Annotated in this window: 12 protein-coding genes; 2 read left to right on the top strand and 10 right to left on the bottom strand. The window is 61.5% G+C overall.

The window, feature by feature from the left end; translation table 11 throughout:
* Positions 1 to 476: 476 nt before the first annotated feature.
* On the top strand, positions 477 to 1826 hold the full coding sequence (gene gdhA / locus GMST_RS15650) for an NADP-specific glutamate dehydrogenase (protein WP_183355625.1): 1350 nt from the start codon (positions 477 to 479) through the stop codon (positions 1824 to 1826).
* Positions 1827 to 2120: 294 nt separating this feature from the next.
* On the opposite strand, the gene GMST_RS15645 is transcribed toward gdhA, so the two are convergent.
* The 6 genes from GMST_RS15645 to GMST_RS15620 form a co-directional block, all read right to left on the bottom strand.
* Positions 2121 to 2714, bottom strand: coding sequence for an outer membrane protein (locus tag GMST_RS15645; RefSeq protein WP_183355624.1), 594 nt, complete (start codon positions 2712 to 2714; stop codon positions 2121 to 2123).
* 262 nt (positions 2715 to 2976) lie between these two features.
* Positions 2977 to 3936 carry an acetyl-CoA carboxylase carboxyltransferase subunit alpha gene (locus GMST_RS15640; protein ID WP_183355623.1) on the bottom strand — a complete coding sequence of 320 codons (960 nt, stop codon included), beginning with the start codon at positions 3934 to 3936 and terminating at the stop codon, positions 2977 to 2979.
* A 180-nt stretch (positions 3937 to 4116) separates the two neighbouring features.
* Positions 4117 to 7587, bottom strand: a complete 3471-nt coding sequence (gene dnaE, locus GMST_RS15635; RefSeq protein WP_183355622.1) for a DNA polymerase III subunit alpha — start codon at positions 7585 to 7587, stop codon at positions 4117 to 4119.
* Between the two features lie 205 nt (positions 7588 to 7792).
* On the bottom strand, positions 7793 to 9040 hold the full coding sequence (hisS, locus tag GMST_RS15630; RefSeq protein ID WP_183355621.1) for a histidine--tRNA ligase: 1248 nt from the start codon (positions 9038 to 9040) through the stop codon (positions 7793 to 7795).
* Positions 9041 to 9538: 498 nt separating this feature from the next.
* The gene (locus GMST_RS15625) at positions 9539 to 10921 is read right to left on the bottom strand and encodes a GGDEF domain-containing response regulator (protein WP_183355620.1); all 1383 of its coding nucleotides are present in this window, start codon (positions 10919 to 10921) and stop codon (positions 9539 to 9541) included.
* A gap of 70 nt (positions 10922 to 10991) precedes the next feature.
* Positions 10992 to 13331: a DNA internalization-related competence protein ComEC/Rec2 gene (locus GMST_RS15620; protein WP_281380060.1), complete on the bottom strand. Its 2340-nt coding sequence runs from the start codon at positions 13329 to 13331 to the stop codon at positions 10992 to 10994.
* Between the two features lie 410 nt (positions 13332 to 13741).
* Here GMST_RS15620 and GMST_RS15615 point away from each other — a divergent pair, with 410 nt between their 5' ends.
* Complete coding sequence (locus GMST_RS15615; RefSeq protein WP_246399734.1) at positions 13742 to 14143, top strand: DNA-binding transcriptional regulator Fis; 402 nt, start codon at positions 13742 to 13744, stop codon at positions 14141 to 14143.
* Between the two features lie 373 nt (positions 14144 to 14516).
* Here the strand turns inward: GMST_RS15615 and GMST_RS15610 are convergent, their stop codons facing one another.
* From GMST_RS15610 to fabF, 4 genes are all read right to left on the bottom strand, one after another.
* A complete protein-coding gene (locus GMST_RS15610; RefSeq protein WP_183355618.1) occupies positions 14517 to 15410 on the bottom strand; it encodes a radical SAM protein in 894 nt (297 codons plus the stop codon).
* Between the two features lie 197 nt (positions 15411 to 15607).
* Positions 15608 to 16855, bottom strand: a complete 1248-nt coding sequence (gene glyA / locus GMST_RS15605; protein WP_183355617.1) for a serine hydroxymethyltransferase — start codon at positions 16853 to 16855, stop codon at positions 15608 to 15610.
* A gap of 86 nt (positions 16856 to 16941) precedes the next feature.
* Positions 16942 to 17397 (bottom strand): ribose 5-phosphate isomerase B, encoded by a 456-nt coding sequence (gene rpiB / locus GMST_RS15600; protein WP_183355616.1) that lies wholly within the window; start codon positions 17395 to 17397, stop codon positions 16942 to 16944.
* Positions 17398 to 18630: a beta-ketoacyl-ACP synthase II gene (gene fabF, locus GMST_RS15595; protein WP_183355615.1), complete on the bottom strand. Its 1233-nt coding sequence runs from the start codon at positions 18628 to 18630 to the stop codon at positions 17398 to 17400.
* Positions 18631 to 18676 lie beyond the last annotated feature (46 nt).

The following is an 18676-nucleotide window of genomic DNA, read 5'->3' as shown; positions in this document are numbered from 1 at the left end:
ACCAGCCTCAATCAATCGGGCCGAACTGTGCGCAGTCGTCGCGCCGCCTCGAGCCTGCCCCTCTCAAAGCCCCTGGGACACTAGCCTGTTCCGGGGGCTTTCCTTTTGCTTCTTCAGGGATTTCCGGAAGCTGCTGAACCGGGTTCCGCGACCTGCCCCCTTCTGCAAAAAGAGGAGCGTCCCCTGCCAGCGAGGCCACGATCCATCGATTCGCAGTGCCCCTCGCAAGCCAAGTGAGTAACTCTTAGAATTAGAGTATGTGTATCTCCTACTCTACCGACACTGCCCGCCCCTCGTCTGGCTCGGCGCACCTCGATCCAACTTGCCCACAACTAAGGCACTTGCCAAGTTTTTACGCAGCATTGCCTTATTTTTAGTCAAAATGGTGCGCTTTGTGCGCAATTTTTAGGCTCAATGCTGGCGGCTGCCGAAGTTGTGGGCAACTACCACTACAATTTTTTGTTCAAAGGAGAGCAATGATGCCGCAGATGGACGAGAAGATCGAGGGGATCTACCAGGAGGTACTGAAGCGCAACCCCGGGGAGACGGAGTTTCACCAGGCCGTGCAGGAAGTTCTCGAATGCCTCGGGCCGGTGCTCGTGAAGCACCCGGAATTCGCCGACCGCAAGATCATTCAGAGGATTTGCGAGCCCGAGCGCCAGATCATCTTCCGGGTACCCTGGCAGGACGACAAGGGTGAGGTGCATATCAACCGCGGCTTCCGCGTCGAGTTCAACAGCTCGCTGGGACCTTACAAGGGGGGGCTGCGCTTCCACCCCTCGGTGTACCTGGGGATCATCAAGTTCCTCGGGTTCGAGCAGATCTTCAAGAACTCTCTTACCGGCATGCCGATCGGCGGCGGCAAGGGTGGCTCCGACTTCGACCCCAAGGGGAAATCGGACGACGAGGTGATGCGCTTTTGCCAGAGCTTCATGACCGAGTTGCACCGCCACCTGGGCGAGCACACGGACGTTCCGGCCGGCGACATCGGCGTGGGTGGGCGCGAGATCGGCTACATGTTCGGCCAGTACAAGCGCATCACCAACCGTTACGAGCCCGGGGTCCTGACCGGCAAAGGGCTCACCTGGGGCGGGTCGCTGGTGCGCACCGAGGCGACCGGCTACGGGGCGACCTACTTCGTGAACGAGATGCTCAAGGCCCGCAAGGAGAGCTTCGACGGCAAAACCTGCCTGGTCTCCGGTTCGGGTAACGTCGCCATCTACACCATCGAGAAGATCCACCAGTTGGGAGGGAAGTGCGTCGCCTGCTCCGACTCAAACGGCGTGATCTACGACGAGAAGGGGCTCGATCTGGCACTCATCAAGCGGCTCAAGGAAGTCGAGCGCCGGCGCATCCAGGACTACGCCACCGCCCACAAGCACGCGCGCTACATCCCCAACGGCAACATCTGGGAAATCCCCTGCCAGGTGGCCATGCCCTCCGCCACCCAGAACGAGATCAACGGCAAGGATGCCAAGAAACTGGTGGAAAACGGCTGCATCGCGGTAGGGGAAGGCGCCAACATGCCGACCACTCCCGATGGGATCAAGGTCTTCCAGACCGCGAACATCGCCTACGGTCCGGGCAAGGCAGCCAACGCCGGCGGCGTCGCCACCTCGGCCTTGGAGATGCAGCAAAACGCCGGCCGCGACTCCTGGGACTTCGATTACACCGAGAAGAAGCTGGAGCAGATCATGATCAACATCCACCGGAACTGCTACGAAACGGCAGAGGAGTACGGCTCCCCCGGCAACTACGTGCTCGGCGCCAACATCTGCGGCTTCATCAAGGTCGCCAACGCGATGGTCGCCCACGGCCTGATCTGATCCAGGGAACCGGCCGCCACGAGGCCCGGTGATCACAATAAAAGAGGCACAGCGGATATTTCGGAACCACCTCTCCCCCTCCCTTGACGGGAGGGGGCCGGGGGGTGGGTGATGCTGCCATCAACGATGCAGTGGCGCCGTCCCCCTAACCCTGCCCCTCTCCCGCAAGGGGAGAGGGGACCCATCGGGACCGTTTTCCCCGAAATACCAGCACAACCATAACAAAGGCGCTTGTTGTCTCATCACGTGATGGACAGCAAGCGCCTTTTTGTTTCGTCGCTAGGGCGTGACGTACTAGAAGTTGTAGCGCACCCCGGCGAGGATGTTGCTGCTGTGGTAGGAGATGCTCAAACCATTCTCGCTGAAGTCAGAGGCTGCCCCCTGGAAGCGATAGGAGAGATCCAAGGTTATGTGCTTATTGATTTTATACCCAGCACCGACCATGAACTGATACCCGAAAGTGGTGTCATCGGATTTGACGCCGGCATCATCTAACTCTCCGTGCAAAATACCGAGTCCTGCGCCAACATAAGGCGTAAACGGACTCGAAATTTTGAAGTCGTAGTAGCCGTTTAACATGTAGCTTAGAACCGTCACGTCACTGCCACTACCACTGAAAGTCGATCCACCTACAGTGATCTTGTCAAGATCCGCATTCTTGTACCCGAATTCTGCCTCTAAGCGCACGGGGTCAAAGTTGTATCCGCCATTGATGTTAAAAGTAAAGCCAGGGTCGTACTCAGCATTTGCAGTGTTACCACCTGCACTAAGGTCGCTGTCGTGAAAAATAGCGACTCCAAGCGAGCCACCCATGTACGGGCCGGCAGCCATTGCCGGAGTGGCAAGTACAGCAACAATGAAGACTACTAGCAGCATTCTCAGTTTCATAGTCGTTCTCCTTTTACTTCGTTGTCGATTGCAGAAATTACAGAATACACATTACCCGATGTAAACACTGAAATAAATAGCACCGTTACCAACTACTGTCAAGACTCAAGACCGGAATCCTAAGTTTTTTACACATTTAAACCTATCGACATATTAGCAAATACCAACAACTCAATCCTGCTATGTCAGAAGCCTCGATAAAAAAAGGCCCAAGGTTTTCGCCTTGGGCCTTTTTAAATCATTTCAAGAAGCAGCTCGGATCTTACTCCATAAACCGCGACATCTTCCTGAACTTCTGGTAGCGCAGCTCGATGAGCTGGTCGGGGGTGACTTCTTTGAGCTCCTGCAGGTTCCTGGAGAGCGCCTCGTGCAGGTTCTTCGCCATTTCGGCGTGGTCGCGGTGTGCACCGCCGGCCGGCTCCTTGACGATCTCGTCGATGACCTCGAGCTCCTTGATGTCAGTCGCCACGAGCTTCAGCGCCTCGGCGGCCTGGGCACCCTTGGTGCCGTCGGACCAGAGGATGGCGGCGCACCCTTCCGGCGAAATGACGGCGTAGACCGAGTGCTGCAACATGAGGATCCGGTCGCCAACGGCGATGGCGAGCGCGCCGCCGGAGCCGCCCTCACCGGTGATCACCACGATGATGGGTACGGTGAGGCGGGACATCTCGCGCAGGTTGCGGGCGATCGCCTCGGCCTGGCCGCGCTCCTCGGCACCGATGCCGGGAAAGGCGCCCGGGGTGTCCACGAAGGTGATGATGGGGAGCTTGAAGCGCTCGGCCATCTGCATCAGGCGCAGCGCCTTGCGGTACCCTTCGGGGTTGGGCATGCCGAAGTTGCGGAACACCTTCTCCTTGGTGTCGCGCCCCTTCTGGTGGCCGATCACCATGACCGGCTCGCCGTCCAGGCGGGCCAAGCCACCCACGATGGCGTGGTCGTCGCCGAAGTTGCGGTCGCCGTGCAGCTCGACGAATTCGGTGAAGATCAGGTTCAGGTAGTCAAGGGTGAAGGGGCGGTTGATGTGGCGCGCCACCTGGGCGGTCTGCCAGCGGCTCAGATTGTTGAACATCTCCTCGCGCATCTGCTCGGCTTTCTGTTCCAACTTGGCCACCTCCTGGGTCAGATCGACCCCCTCGGATGCAAAGGAAGAGAGTTCCTGAATCTTCTTCTCCAGCTCTGCCAGAGGTTTCTCGAAATCCATGTAGGTCTGGGTGACTGCCATATATGGGTGTCTCCTGTTCACTAAAATGAAATGACTGCGGGTTCAGCTCACCGCAAAGACGCAAAGGGCGCAAAGAAAATCAGGTGGGCGTAACGACAGCATAACCACCTGAACTCAAACCTGCTTTAGGTTATCTTTGCGTGCTTTGCGTCTTTGCGGTCAACCGGATTTTCCTACCGGCTACTCGAATGAGACGGCATTATAGCCCAAGAGGTTGCTGACTTCCACTGTTAATTCTTCGGTAGCCGATACTTTGTATACGTCGGAAAGCTTGATGGTGACGCGGGATTTGTTCTCCATGTTCAGATGCAGGAAGGTGCGGCAGGCCCCCTGATAGCGCGCGAAGATGTTCTTGAGAGCGGGAAGCTTGCTCGAGTCAGTCTCTGTGGCCTCGATGGTGACGTTCACCCTGCGGGTGTGCGTCTCGATCATGTCGCGCAAGAGGACGATGTCGCTCGCCATGACCTTGGCCCCCTTCTCCCCCAACTCGACCGTGCCGGTAACGAGCAGCGGGTCGTCGTTTTTCAGGTGCTGGGAGCAGCGCGCGTAGACGTCGGAGAAGATCACCACCTCGACGTTCCCCACCAGGTCCTCCAGGGCGATGAACCCCATGCGGTCGCCCTTCTTGGTCATGATCTCCTTCAAGGTGGTGGAGACGCCGCAGAGCTTCACCTCGCTCTTCTCCTTGGCCTCCAGGATGGTGAAGGTATCCACGTTGGAGAAGCGCTTCATGTCGCCGACCCAGCGGTCCAGCGGGTGCCCGGTGACGAAGAAGCCCAAGGCCTCCTTCTCGCACCCCAGGCGGTACTTCTCGTCCCACTCCGGGATATCGGGGAGCCGGTTGCCGCCACCGTTTGAGCCGCGCACGATGTCCGCGGCGCCGAAAAGAGAGACCTGGGCGCTCTCGCGCTCCTCGCGCACCTTCTGCCCCAGAGCCGCCGCCTCGTCGAGGACCGCCATAAGCTGGGAGCGCTTGGCGCCGGTGCAGTCGAAGGCGCCGCACTTGATGAGCGCCTCGATGACGCGCTTGTTGACGCGCCGCAGGTCCACCCGCTCGCAGAAGTCGAAGATGTCCTTGAAGGGCTCGTTGCCGCGCCCCTCGATGATCGCCTCGATGGCACCCTCGCCGACGTTTTTCACCGCACCGAGACCGAAGCGCATCGCCTTGTCCAAGACGCGGAAGGAGCGGTTGGACTCGTTGATGTCCGGCGGGAGCACGTCGATCCCCATCTCGCGGCAATCGCTGATGCTCTTGATGACCTTGTCGGTATTCCCCATGTCCTCGGTGAGGAGCGCCGCCATGAACTCGACCGGGTAGTGCGCCTTCAAGAACGCGGTCTGGTAGGCGACCAGGGCGTAGGCTGCGGAGTGCGACTTGTTGAAGCCGTACTCGGCGAATTTCGCCATCAGGTCGAAGATCGCAGCCGCCTTGGTGAGGTCGAGTCCGAGTTCTTTGGCGCCGATGAGGAACTTGTCGCGCTCCTTGGCCATCTGCTCGGCATCTTTCTTACCCATGGCGCGACGCAGGAGGTCCGCGCCGCCCAGCGAGTAGCCTGCCAGGCTTCGGGCGATCTGCATGACCTGTTCCTGGTAGACGATGACGCCGTAGGTGTCCTTCAGGATCGGCTCGAGCTGGGGGAGTTCGTAGACGACGTCGCGGCGGCCGTGCTTGCACTCGATGAAGGCGTCCACCATGCCGGAACCGAGCGGGCCCGGGCGGTAGAGGGCGCAGACTGCGATGATGTCCTCGAAGCAGGAGGGCTTCAGCTTGACCAGGAGCTCCTTCATGCCGCTGGACTCGAGCTGGAAGACGCCGGTCGTGTTGCCGGCCTGCAGGAGCTTATAGGACTCCGCGTCGTCGTCCCTGAGGAGGGTGATGTCGAAGTTGGGGTCCTTGCCCGCGCGGATGTGCTTCACCGCGTTGTCGATGACCGTCAGGTTCTTAAGGCCCAGGAAGTCGAACTTAACGAGGCCGATCTTCTCGACGTACTTCATGGAATACTGCGTGGTCAGGGATCCCGACTTCTGATCCATGTAGACCGGGCAGAACTCCTCCATCTGCTTGGGCGCGACCACGAGGCCGGCGGCGTGGGTGGAGGCGTGGCGCGCGAGACCTTCGAGCCTCAAGGCGACCGAGAGGACTTCCTTAACACGGGCGTCCTGCGCGGCCAGTTCGTTCAGCTTCGGTTCCTGCTGCAGCGCCTTTTCCAGCGTGATGCCGAGCACCTCGGGGACCAGCTTGGCGATCTTGTCGACGTCGCCGAAGGGGAGGTCGAGCGCGCGCCCCACGTCGCGGATAACGCCCCTGGCCGCCATGGTACCAAACGTGATGATCTGGCAGACCTTCTCGCGGCCGTACTTCTCGACCATGTACTGGATCACCTCTTCGCGGCGGTCCTGGCAGAAGTCGACGTCGATATCAGGCATCGAGATACGTTCGGGGTTGAGGAAACGCTCGAACAGCAGGTTGTAGGGCATCGGGTCGATGTCGGTGATCCGGATGCAGAAGGCGACGAGACTACCCGCCGCCGAGCCCCTGCCCGGCCCTACCGGGATACCGTGGTCTTTGGCCCAGTTGATGAAGTCCGCAACGATGAGGAAGTAGCCCGGGAAGCCCATCTGCTTGATGCAGGCGAGTTCGATCTCCAGGCGGTGCCAGTAGGCCTTTTCTCCCTCGGCGGTGATGTCGGGGTACTTGACGCGGATCTTCTCGAGCCTGAGCTTGAGGCCGTCGCGTGCCTCCTGGGCCAACTGCTCGTCGAGCGTCTGCCCCTCAGGGGCGGAGTAGGCCGGGAAGTGGTAGGTCTTGAAGTCGAACTCGAGGTTGCAGCGCTCGGCGATCTTGACCGTGTTGGCCAGAGCTTCCGGAGCGTAGTGGAAGGCCTTGGCCATCTCATCCGGCGTCTTCACGTAGAACTCGTCCGCGGTGAAGTGCATGCGCGAGGGGTCGCTCATGGTCTTGCCGGTCTGGATGCAGAGCAGGATCTCGTGGGCGCGCGCGTCTTCCTTGTTCAGGTAGTGGCAGTCGTTGGTGGCGACCAGCGGCAGGTTCAGCTCGCTCGCGATCTCCATGAGCCGGCGGTTGGCCACGTCCTGTTCGGGGAGGGTATTCTCCTGCAGCTCGATGTAGTAGCGGTCCGGGAAGAGCTCCGAGTACCACTTGGCGACCGCGCGGGCCTCTTCCATCTTGTTGCGCCCGGCGAGGTAGGCGACTTCGCCCTGCAGGCAGGCCGAGAGCACGATGAGACCTTCGCTGTGGGCGGCGAGGATCTCCTTGTCGATGCGGGGGCGGCGGTAGAAGCCTTCCTTGAAGGCTGCCGAGGTGAGGTAGGAGAGGTTTTTGAACCCCTTCATGTTCTCGCAGAGGAGGATCAGGTGGTAGCTCGAGGCTTCGCCTGCGGTGGGCGCCTGCTTCAGGTGGCGCGACTGCGGGGCGATGTAGACCTCGGCGCCGAGGATCGGCTTGATCCCCTTGTCCTTGCACTTGAGGAAGAACTCGAGCGTGCCGAACATGTTGCCGTGGTCGGTCATGGCGACGGCATGCATGCCGGTCGATTTCACCTTGCCGAGCAGGTCGCCGATGCGGATAGCACCGTCCAGAAGCGAGTACTGCGAGTGCAGATGCAGATGTACGAAATTACCTGGTTCCACTAAGTCCCTCTAAACAAAAAAACAACGGCAAAAAAGGCAAATCTACGTCGAAGGCTTTGCACGCGGATTGTGCGGATGAGAGGCGAACCGGAAAAAACAGGTTCACCTTTTATATGCGTGCTGCGCATGCTCGCAGGCTGATCGTTTTGGTGTATCCGCAGAGCCCCGTGCGGTTTCCGCCTGATCCGCGTCCACGCTTTGGGGGTTAGCCTTTAATGACCTTCACGATGGCGTCGGCGTTGAGAGCCACATCGCTCTGGGTGCCGCCGTCCATGTCCTTGAGCGGGGCCGTGCCGCGGGCGAGCTCGTCGCCGCCGATGATGAGGGTGAAACGCGACTTGAACTTGTCGGCACGCCGCATCTGGCTCTTCAGGCTCTTCCCTTCGTAGTCTATCTCCACCGCCGCTCCCAGCCGCTGCAGCGCGCTCATGATCTTGAAGGCCTCGGCGTGCGCCTCGTCACCCAACGCCGCGATGAAGAGGTCGGGACGACGCGAGAAATCCTTCTCGGCCAAGAGGAGCGCCACGCGCTCGACGCCGATCGCGAAACCGATGCCGGGGAGTGCCGGACCGCCCAGGTCGCTGATCAGGCCGTCGTAGCGCCCGCCGGCGGCGACTGCGCTCTGCGAGCCCAGAAGCCCGGTCACGAGCTCGAAGGTGGTGCGGGTGTAGTAGTCGAGCCCGCGCACCATGCGCTCGTTGATCTGGTACGTGGTCCCCACCAGTTCGAGGTACTTCTTGGTGGCCTCGAAGTGCTCGGCACACTCGGGGCAGAGGTACTCCAGCATCGCCGGGGCTCCCTTGGTCGCCTCCTGGCAGCCGGGGGACTTGCAGTCGAGGGCGCGCAGCGGGTTCGTCTCGTAGCGGCGGTTGCAGTCCTCGCACAAGAGCTCGATCTTGCTCAAGAGGAAGCTCTTCAGCGCCTCGCGGTACACCGGGCGACACTTCGGGCAACCAAGCGAGTTGATCTGCAGCGACGGCTCGTCGAGGCCCAACTCCGCGAAGAAGTGGGTCAGCATGGTGAGGACCTGCGCATCGACGGTCGGGGCGCTCACCCCGGTCACCTCGGCGCCGATCTGGTGAAACTGGCGGTAACGCCCCTTCTGGGGACGCTCGTAGCGGAACATGGGCCCCATGTAGTAGAGCCTGGCCACCGGGTCGAGCGCCTGCATCTTGTGCTCGATGAACGCGCGCATCACCGCCGCGGTCCCCTCCGGACGCATGGTGACCTTGTTCTCCCCCTTGTCCACGAAGGAGTACATCTCTTTCTCGACGATGTCGGTGGCATCACCGATGGAACGGCAGAAGAGCTCGGTCTTTTCCAGGATGGGGGTGCGGATCTCGGAGAAGCCGTAGAGTTCGAAGACCCGGCGCGCCGTCGCCTCGATGTGCTGCCATTTCTCTACGTCGCCGGGAAGGATGTCGTTAAAGCCTTTGATTCCGTTGATAGCCACGAGTCACGCTCTCCTTGCACAATCAGTGTCAGCCTCAAAACGGCTGGAATAGTAGCAGTGTTGCCAGCGTTACATCGGCCGCTCTCCTTGATGAGGAAGCAAGCTGGCGACCGCAGATAGCAAAATTTTACAGCCTAAGAGCAAGCGCAGAGGATAGCATTTTCTCCCCGGTACGACCATAAAAAAGTCTCCGTGAACGGAAGGTTTTGCAGGTAGCTGAAAGAACGAGAGCTCGGGGCGTTGGAGGGTCCGTAGGGGGAATACCGGTCGCAGTTACCATGGGAAAAAGGGGCAGGTTGTATCGACAGGGCAGGCAGAAAGTCCCCCTGTGCGAAGGGGGATTTAGCGTTGCGGCAAACATCGGCGCGGTGGCTGCCTGGGCTAAATCCCCTCTGTCTTTCCTTCGCAAAGGGGAGGACGTGAGGCCACCTGCCGCTGCGTGAACACGAACGTCTTTACCTGGGAAAAAGGGGCGACAGCCAAGGCGGCGAGGAAGCGTTACCCGGCCGGCGGCGGGGTGGCGGGGAGGGCGTGGAAGGCCATGTTCTTGCCGCCGGCCTTGCCGCGGTACATGGCCTGGTCGGCCATCTCGAGAAGCTCGCCCTTGGTGTTGCAGTCGGCAGGGGCGCAGGCGTAGCCGAGGCTCACGGTGAGCTTGATGGCCAGGCCGTCGGCGCGGCTGAAGGTGTGCTGCTCGATGGTGCGCCGGATACGCTCGGCTACCACGGTTGCACCCTCGACCCCGGTTTCCACCAGGACGATGGTGTACTCGTCGCCGCCGTAGCGGATCACCGCGTCGACGTCACGCACCCCTTTCCTGAGCAGGGAGCCGACCTCGCGCAACACGCGGCTGCCGATCAGGTGCCCGAAGTTGTCGTTCACCATCTTGAAGAGGTCGATGTCGAGGAAGAGGACCGAGAGGTTCGATCCGTAGCGCTCGCAACGCTTCAGCTCGCGCTCGAGCACCACGTCGAGGTAGCGGTAGTTGTACAGGCCGGTCAGCTCGTCGATGTAGAGGAGATCCTTGGCGAAGTTGTAGCGGGCGGCGTTATCGAGGGCAAGCGAGGCCTGATCCAGGAGGAAACTGAGGTTCTTGCGGTTAACCGGGCGGGGGAGCGGCTGTCCGGGGTCGTTAACCAGCACGACCACCCCCTGGAGCGTCGACTTGTGCCGGATGTAGAGGCACATAGCCTCGGTGACACCTGCACCGTATTCGGCGTCGTCGGGGAGAAAATCCTTGAGGGTAACGAGCGCTCCGCCATCGTCCATCAGCTCGCACTCGGAGATCACGGCTTGGCCGAGCAGCGAGGCGTGCTCCGGGTCGATCCCTTTCACTTCGTGAAGCACGAGGTTGCCGCTGTCGCTGAAGTAGCCGAGGCCGCGGGTCACCCCCACTTCCTTGGAGAGCGCGTCCATGAGGAGCTGGTAGATGCGGTCGAGTTCCAGGCAGTTGGCGATGGTCTGGCTCACCTGGAACAGGTGTAAAAGTCCCTTGAGCTCCAGGTTCTCGTCCAGCAGACGCCGCTGGTCCATGCACTGCGCCACGATGTGCCGGAACTCGTCGTGGTTGATCGGTTTCACCAGGTAATCGGTGGCGCCGTTTTTCAGGGCGAAGATCGCCGTCTCCACATTGGCGTGGCCGGTCACCATGATGACGTCGACAGCAGGGTCGAGCCTTTTTACCGCCGAAAGGATGTCGAGGCCGCTCACATCGCGCATGACCAGGTCGGTCACCACCAACTGATATTCGCGATTCGATATCAAATCGAGCGCTTCTTCGCCGGAGGCGGCAACATCGACACTGTAACCGTCTTCTTGGAGCAGGTCGGTGAAGACCTCACGGAAGAAGCTGTCGTCCTCGACTATGAGTATCCGTTCCATGAAGCGGCTCTCCTACTGACACAAAGATAGACCAATTCCAGCCTAAACTAGCAGATACATCTTTGAAGTGTCAATTAAAATGCCCCCAAGGTGCCCCTATTATAACAGTTCCATCGGCCTGACAGATAGCCTGGATCGAGCCTTCCAAATCGGTCCGGTACACCCTGGTTCCCCGGTGTTGCAGCCTCCGGAGCGTGGCCGGTGCCGGCAGGTGGAAGTTGTTCCCGAACCCCGCAGAGATCACCGCAAATTTCGGGGCAACCGCCTTGAGGAACTCGGCGCTTGAGGAGTACTTGCTCCCGTGGTGTGGCACCTTCAAAAGCGAAGTGTTGAGGGATGTGCCGCTCGCCAGGAGCTCGGCCTCCGACTGGCCACCAAGATCCCCGGTGAAGAGCACGGAACTTCGCCCGTGACGCAACCTGAACACCAGGGAGTCGTCGTTCTCGTCCCCGGTAAGCGGCACGCTGCGCTCCGGCCAGAGCGGCTCTACCTGGACGCCACCCGCGGCAAAAGGCGCACTTGCCGCGTTGATGGTGCGGACCGGGACCGCGCGACTCGCCAGCACCCACTTCAGTTTCCGGTACTCCTGCGAAGTGCCGGGAATGCCGCTTTCCCAGAACTCGCCCACCTCGAGATAGGCGGCAGCCCAGAGGACACCCTGCAGGTGGTCGGGATGGGGATGGGACAGTACCAGGTAGTCCAGCCGGTCCACCTTGAGCGCGTGCAGCGCCGGCCCCAGCAGTCGCTCCCCTACCCTCAGTTCGAGGTCGCCGTAGTCCCCGCCGCCGTCCACCAACATCCGCTTGCCGTCCGGCAGACGCACCAGCGCAGCATCCCCTTGGCCGACGCTCAGGAAGATCACCTCGAGCCGCCCGTCAGCCTGCCGTCCCGCCGGCACCCCGCGCGCCGTCAGTACCAGCACCGGCAAAAGGACGACGATCCGCGCCAACCGGACCGGACGGACCAAGGTGAGAGCCCCCAGCGCCGCCACCGACAGCGCCAGGTCCGTCTGGGTCGGGTAGTACCCGCTCCATACCGGCAACCGGGCCAGGTAGGCAACCAGGTAATCAGAGGCCCGCACCAGTGCTGCTGCCAGCTGCACCAGAGGCTGGGCCGCTCCCGGAGCCAGCAGGCAGATCGGCAGCGAGGCGAAGCCGACCACGACCGCCCCGTAGCCCATGAGCGGCACCACCGCCACATTGGCAAGGAGCCCGGTAAAGGACACGCGCTGAAAATAGTAGGCAACCGGAACCAGCGTCGCCAGGATGGCCGCCGCCGAAGCCGCGAGAAGAAGGAGAAACCACCCGGGTACCCCCTTGATCCCGCGAACGGGTGCGGCAAGTTCGGAGGAAAGCACCACGAGCCCCCAAATGGCCAGGAAGGAGAGCTGGAAGGAGAGATCGAACATGGTCTCCGGAGCGCCGCTGAGGATCGCGAAGGCGGCCAGGACGATGCAATTCACCGGATCGAGCTCGCGCTTCAGGTAGAGTGCCAGCAGGACCGCCACGATCATCAGCACGCTGCGCAGGGTCGCCGCCTGGGTTCCCGAGAGAAAGAGATAGAACACGACCGCCGGCAGGGCGACGAGCAGCAAGGTGCGCCGCAGGTTGCAGTGGCGGGTTAGCGTCTCCAGCTGGCGTGCCAGCAAAAAGAGCAGCTGAAACAGGCAGATGAAAACGATGCCAACATGGAATCCGGAGATGGAGAGGATGTGGTTGACGCCGCTGAGTGCGTAGGCGGTGTTGAGTTCGGCGGGAACATCGCCGGTGTCGCCGATGAGCAGCGCCTTGAGAACCCCGGCCTCGGCAGGCGGCGCGCTCGCCATGAGGAAGTTCCCCAACCGGGCAGCCAGGTAATCGATGTCGTGCCGCCAGCCGATCCCGCTCTGCAGCAGTACCAGCTCACCGGGATCTTTCAGAAATCCGGTCAGGAATATCCCCTGGTAGGCGAGCCGGCGCGGGTAATCGGATTCCCCGGGGAGCCCCAATAGACGCGGCCGGCGCAGCTTCGAGGAGAACAGGATCCGGTCTCCGGTGCCAAGCTGAACTCTCCCCTGCTTGAGGTGCACCAGCAGTCTGCCCGGTAGCCGGCGCGTCCCCGGCCCCTCGTGCAGCAGCAGATCACCCAGGACCAGCCGTCCCCCGCCATCGGGGAGTCCCTCGGCACGACGCTGCAGTACCCCCTCCACGACGTGCTGCTCGGCGCTGCTCCAGGCGGCTATTTCTTTCGGAGGGTTCAAAAACGGAGACAGGGAGAGCTGGCCGTAACAGAAGAAAAACGCGGCCAAGGAACAGGTGAAACCAAGGCTTGCGGTGCGGCAGGAGGAGATAATGAGCAGTACCACGAGGGCGCCGACGCTCCAGGACGGTGGAAGGCAGCCGGTGGCATCGGCAGTAAAAAGCCCGGCGATGAGCGCGGTTAGCGGTATGAGCAGCGGCCTTTCCAGGATCCACCTCCATTAAGTCACCCCAATTTATATCATGTCCAGCAGCACCGGCAGCTGTGTGTGCAGCCCGCCTCCCGGACTGTTCACGAATCGACATCGCCATAAGTTCTTGTTTTTACCTAGATTACCATCTTCCGAACAGGTCCCTGTGCAGGCTTGAAACAGACCGCGGCTCTCAGGCGCCGGTGTCCGCGCCCAAAAATGAAGTCGTTTTCCTTTGTGAATTCGGCTGGTTAGTGACGCGAGACCCATTCCGGCGAAGTTGGTACGACCGTTGAACAGGTAAGGGAAAAACCGCAGCTGCAAGGGGGGACATCATGGCATACCGGGATCGTAGCACTGCTGAGAAATCTGGGGCCTTCGAGTATAGCATCATGGAAGTGCGGCTGAAGCGGAGGGGCGCGGCGGCGGGGACCAGGGACGATCTGCGCCTGATGACGGTCGACAATCATTGGGACACGCTGCGCTGGGTGCAGGATCACATGGAGGAGTGTGTCGGCAACATCGTGAAGCTGAAGAGACTGCAGGAGCGGGAAACCAAGGGGGTGAACGAGAGCGCCGCCCTGTTCCAGAGGAACCTGGAGCCGTTGGTCTCTTCGTTGGCGGCCAGCAATGGTCAGGGTGTGATGGACAAACTTTCGGCGTCGCTCAAAAAGGCGCTGCTCCTCATGGTGATGGAGCGTTACCAGAGCGACAGGGACAAAGCGTGCCGAGTGCTCGGGATTTCGCGGGAGAAGCTCGATACGGAGCTTCAGCTCTGCGGAGTGGCGCGCTAGCGTCCCACACGGACCGGATGCAGCTCCCGAGCAGTTCTCCGGTCTATTATCAGATGTTTAAGAGCTCGGCCCAGCGACGCCCTTGCCAGGACGGTGGCCGTTTCGGTGCAGGCACCGGAACGGGGCGGGTTGGGAGAGAAGCGGGACCGTCGTACACCCCCTTGGCAACACGGAAAAGCCACTCCGGTTTCGGAGTGGCTTTTTGTTGTTCGGGAGCGACTTCCCTAAATTTAGGCAAAGCAGCTGGCGTCACGTCCTCCCCTTTGCGAAGGGGGGAACCTGAGTTCGGCCACAAATCTTCGTGAAATGGATCCCCCCTCCGCCCCTCGCCCCAGTCCCCACTCTCTAGTCCTCACTCTCCAGCCCCTAGCCCCTAATAATACTCCTCCTGGTAATCCGGAACCTCGTTGAACCATCTCGGCTGCCGGCGGGCTTCGGCCAGGGCCCGCTGCGCGGTTTCGATGAGCCGCTCGCGGTCCTTGGGGTAACTCCCCGCCAGGTTCAGGAAGTTGGAGACGTGGTTGGAGCGCAGGATGGTGCGTTGCGGATTGAGTTCCTGCAGCATCGAAAGCGCCTCCTCGAGGATCCCCCCGTAACTGAGCGGCTCGATTTCCTTGAAGTAATCGTCGTTGTGGCGCCGGAACATGGTGAGCAGCGAAAAGTACTCGGGCGAGAGTTCGTTGATCCACTGGGCGGTAGCCTTGGCGTGTTCCGCGCTGCGCGCCTTGCCGGCCAGGCCGAGAATAGCCGTCACCGAAAGCTTCATCCCCGCCCTTTGGGCTTTTCTGCAGAGCTCGAGCATCTGCGCGGGCTCAAACCCCTTGCGCACCAGCTTGAGGGTGTCGGCATCGCCGCTTTCCAGGCCGAAGTAGAGGATGCGCAGTTTCTTCTGCTGCAGGAGCGCGAGTTCCTCTTCGGTCTTCGTGGTGAGGCTGTTGGGCGAGGCGTAGGCGCCCACCCGGGTGAGGCGGGGAAAGGTGGCCGAGAAAGCGTCAAGCAGTTCCACCAGCCCGGCCTGCGGATAGACCAGCGCGTCGCCGTCGGCGATGAAGACGCGCTGCACGTGGGGGCGCACCGACTCGGGGACCGAGTGGATCTCGGCGAGCATCTCGGAGACCGGGCGGATGCGGAAGGTCTTCATCTTGTACATGCCGCAAAAACGACAGGTGTTCTGCGAGCAGCCGATGGTGGCCTGGAAAATAAGACTGTTCGCCTCGGAGGGCGGGCGAAAGAGCGGCTCTTCGTAGCGGATGCGGTTGAAAATCATGAGGCCTCCTGGGTGCGCCAGCTGCACTTTTTCGGACCGACCAGTCGGTCAGGGGGAAACGGCCAATGGGGCTGAAACAAACGAGCCCGCAGCCCCCTCACCTCGACCCTCTCCCGGAGGGCGAGCGAGAGCTGACTCAACAAAAAAGGGGGCGCCCTAGGCGCCCCCCTCTTGTTTATTGCCTGTTACCGCCGCACCTAGGCCAGACGGTCGGCGTAGAGCGGGAAGCGCTTCATGAGGGTATTGACCTCGCCCTTTACCTTGGCCAGGACAGCCTCGTCCTCGACGTTGGCGAGCACCTCGGCGATGAGGGCGGCGACCTGCTCCATCTCGGCCTCTTTCAGGCCGTGGGTGGTCGCGGCCGGGGTGCCGATGCGGATGCCGGAGGTGACGAACGGCGAACGGGTGTCAAACGGAATGCCGTTCTTGTTCACGGTGATGCCGGCCTTGTCGAGCGCCTCTTCGGCCACCTTGCCGGTAAGGCCGGTTTCGGTCAGGTCGACCAGCATCAGGTGGTTGTCGGTGCCGCCGGAGGTGAGCTTGAAACCGCGCTTCATGAGGCCAGCGGCGAGCGCCTGGGCGTTCTTCACGATCTGCGCCTGGTAAGTCTTGAACTCCGGAGAGAGGGCTTCCTTGAAGGCGACGGCCTTGGCGGCGATCACGTGCATGAGCGGTCCGCCCTGGATCCCCGGGAAGATGTTGGAGTTGAGGGTCTTGGCGAACTCCTCGCGGCACATGATCATGCCGCCGCGCGGTCCCCGGAGGGTCTTGTGGGTGGTGGTGGTCACGAACTCGGCGTAGGGAACCGGGTTCGGGTGCAGACCGGCGGCCACGAGACCTGCGATGTGGGCCATGTCCACCATGACCACGGCGCCCACCTTGTCCGCCACACGGCGGAAGGCCTCGAAATCGATGATGCGCGGGTAAGCGGAAGCACCCACCACAATCATCTTCGGCTTGTGCTCGAGGGCCAGACGCTCGACCTCTTCGTAGTCGATGGTCTGGCTCTCTTTCGAGACGCCGTAGGGAACGATGTTGAAGAAGCGGCCGGAGAAGTTGACCGGGGAACCGTGGGTCAGGTGACCGCCGTGGGCCAGGTTCATCCCCAGCACGGTGTCGCCCGGCTTCAGCACGGTGAAGTAGACCGCCATGTTGGCCTGGGAACCGGAGTGCGGCTGCACGTTGACGTGATCGGCGCCGAAGAGCTCCTTGGCGCGCTCGATCGCCAGGTTTTCGGCCTGGTCCACGCAGTGGCAGCCACCGTAGTAGCGCTTGCCGGGATACCCTTCGGCGTACTTGTTGGTGAGCACCGAGCCCTGCGCTTCCAGGACCGCCGGGGAGACGAAGTTTTCGGAGGCGATCAGTTCGAGGTTGTACTCCTGACGCTCGGTCTCGGCCTTGATGATCTGCGCGATGGCCGGATCGAAATTCTCCAGTACTGACATGTCTGTTCTCCTGAATTTGTACGTTGGTGGAAATGAAAACGGGACCGAGGGTCCCGTTTGTGCTTTGCTTAAATGCTGCCGGGCCCTTAGGGTGCCTGGACCCGGAGGTCCTTCTCCAGCGCGGCGATCTTGTCGAGACGCGCCTGGTGGCGCCCCGCGGCAAACTCGGTGTCCAGCCAGGCCGCCACCATGGCCCGGGCGGTGGCCGGGTCGATGACGCGCCCCCCGAGAACCAGGATGTTGGCGTTGTTGTGCTCCTTGGCCATGGTCGCCATGAAGACGTCCGTGGCCAGGGCCGCCCGGATACCCGGGAACTTGTTGGCCACGATGGACATCCCGATGCCGGTGCCGCAGACCAGGATGCCGAGATCGGCACTCCCCTGCGAGACGCGCTGCGCCACTTTTGCGCCGAAGTCGGGGTAGTCGACCGAGTCGCCGTTGTTGGTGCCGAGATCTTCGCAGGCTACCCCGCGCTCGCTCAAGAGAGCCTTGATCTCATCCTTCAGGTTCAAACCGCCGTGATCACTGGCAATGACTATCATCTACACCCTCTTGAAAAGCAGCGACGCGTTGGTGCCGCCAAAGCCGAACGAGTTAGACATGGCGTACTCGACTTTCGCCTCGCGCGCGGTGTTCGGGACGTAGTCCAGATCGCATTCCGGATCGGGCTCGGTGTAGTTGATGGTCGGCGGTACCACCTGGTTCTGCATCGCCATGAGCGAGAAGACCGCCTCGACGCCGCCTGCCGCACCCAAGAGGTGCCCGGTCATCGACTTGGTCGAAGATACCATCAGCTTGTCGGCATGGGTGCCGAACACGGAGCGGATGGCCATGGTCTCGCCCACGTCGCCAAACGGGGTGGAAGTGCCATGGGCGTTGATGTAGTCGACCTGCTCGGGGTTCACACCGGCGGTCCTGAGCGCCATCTTCATGCAGCGCGCGGCACCCTCGCCGCCCGGAGCCGGGCTGGTCAGGTGGTAGGCGTCGCCGGACATGCCGTAACCCACGACCTCGCCGTAGATCTTGGCGCCGCGGGCCTTGGCTGCCTCGTACTCCTCGAGCACCACGATACCGGCACCCTCGGCGAGCACGAAGCCGTCCCTCCCCTTGTCGAAGGGGCGCGAGGCGGCGGTCGGGTCGTCGTTGTTGGTGGAGAGCGCCTTCATGACGGAGAAGCCGCCGATCCCCAAGGGGGTCACGGTCGACTCGGTGCCGCCGGCGATCATGGCGTCGGCATCGCCGCGCTTGATCATGTGGTAGGCGTCACCGATGGAGTGAGTGCCGGTCGCGCAGGCGGAAACCGAAGAAAGGTTCGGCCCTTTCGCGCCGTACTTGATGGAGATGTGGCCCGGAGCCAGGTTGATGATCAGCATCGGGATGAAGAACGGGGAGATCTTCTTGTAGCCACCTTCGGCAAGAGCGGAATGGTAGCGCTCGATGGCGGGGAGGCCACCAAGGCCGGCACCCACCAGAACCCCAACACGCTCGGCGTTCTCCTCGTTGATCACCAGCCCCGAGTCTTCCATGGCGTAGTGAGCGGCACCCAGTGCGTACTGGATGAAGAGATCCATCTTCTTGATCTCTTTCTTGTCGATGAAGTCTTCGGCGACGAAATCCTTCACTTCGCCGGCGATCCTGACCGGCAGCTCGCTGGCATCGAAACGGGTGATGGGAGCGATCCCGGAGGTGCCCGCGATCAGGTTTTCCCAGTTCTTGGCGTTCCCGGTCCCCAGGGGGGAGACCACGCCGATCCCCGTGACAACAACTCTTCTCATATTTCGGAACTCCTTATTCTCTGATCGATCATGCCGCTTGAGGCGC

Source organism: Geomonas silvestris (assembly GCF_014193515.1).
GTDB classification, from domain to species: domain Bacteria; phylum Desulfobacterota; class Desulfuromonadia; order Geobacterales; family Geobacteraceae; genus Geomonas; species Geomonas silvestris.
This window is presented reverse-complemented; position numbering and strand designations above follow the sequence as displayed.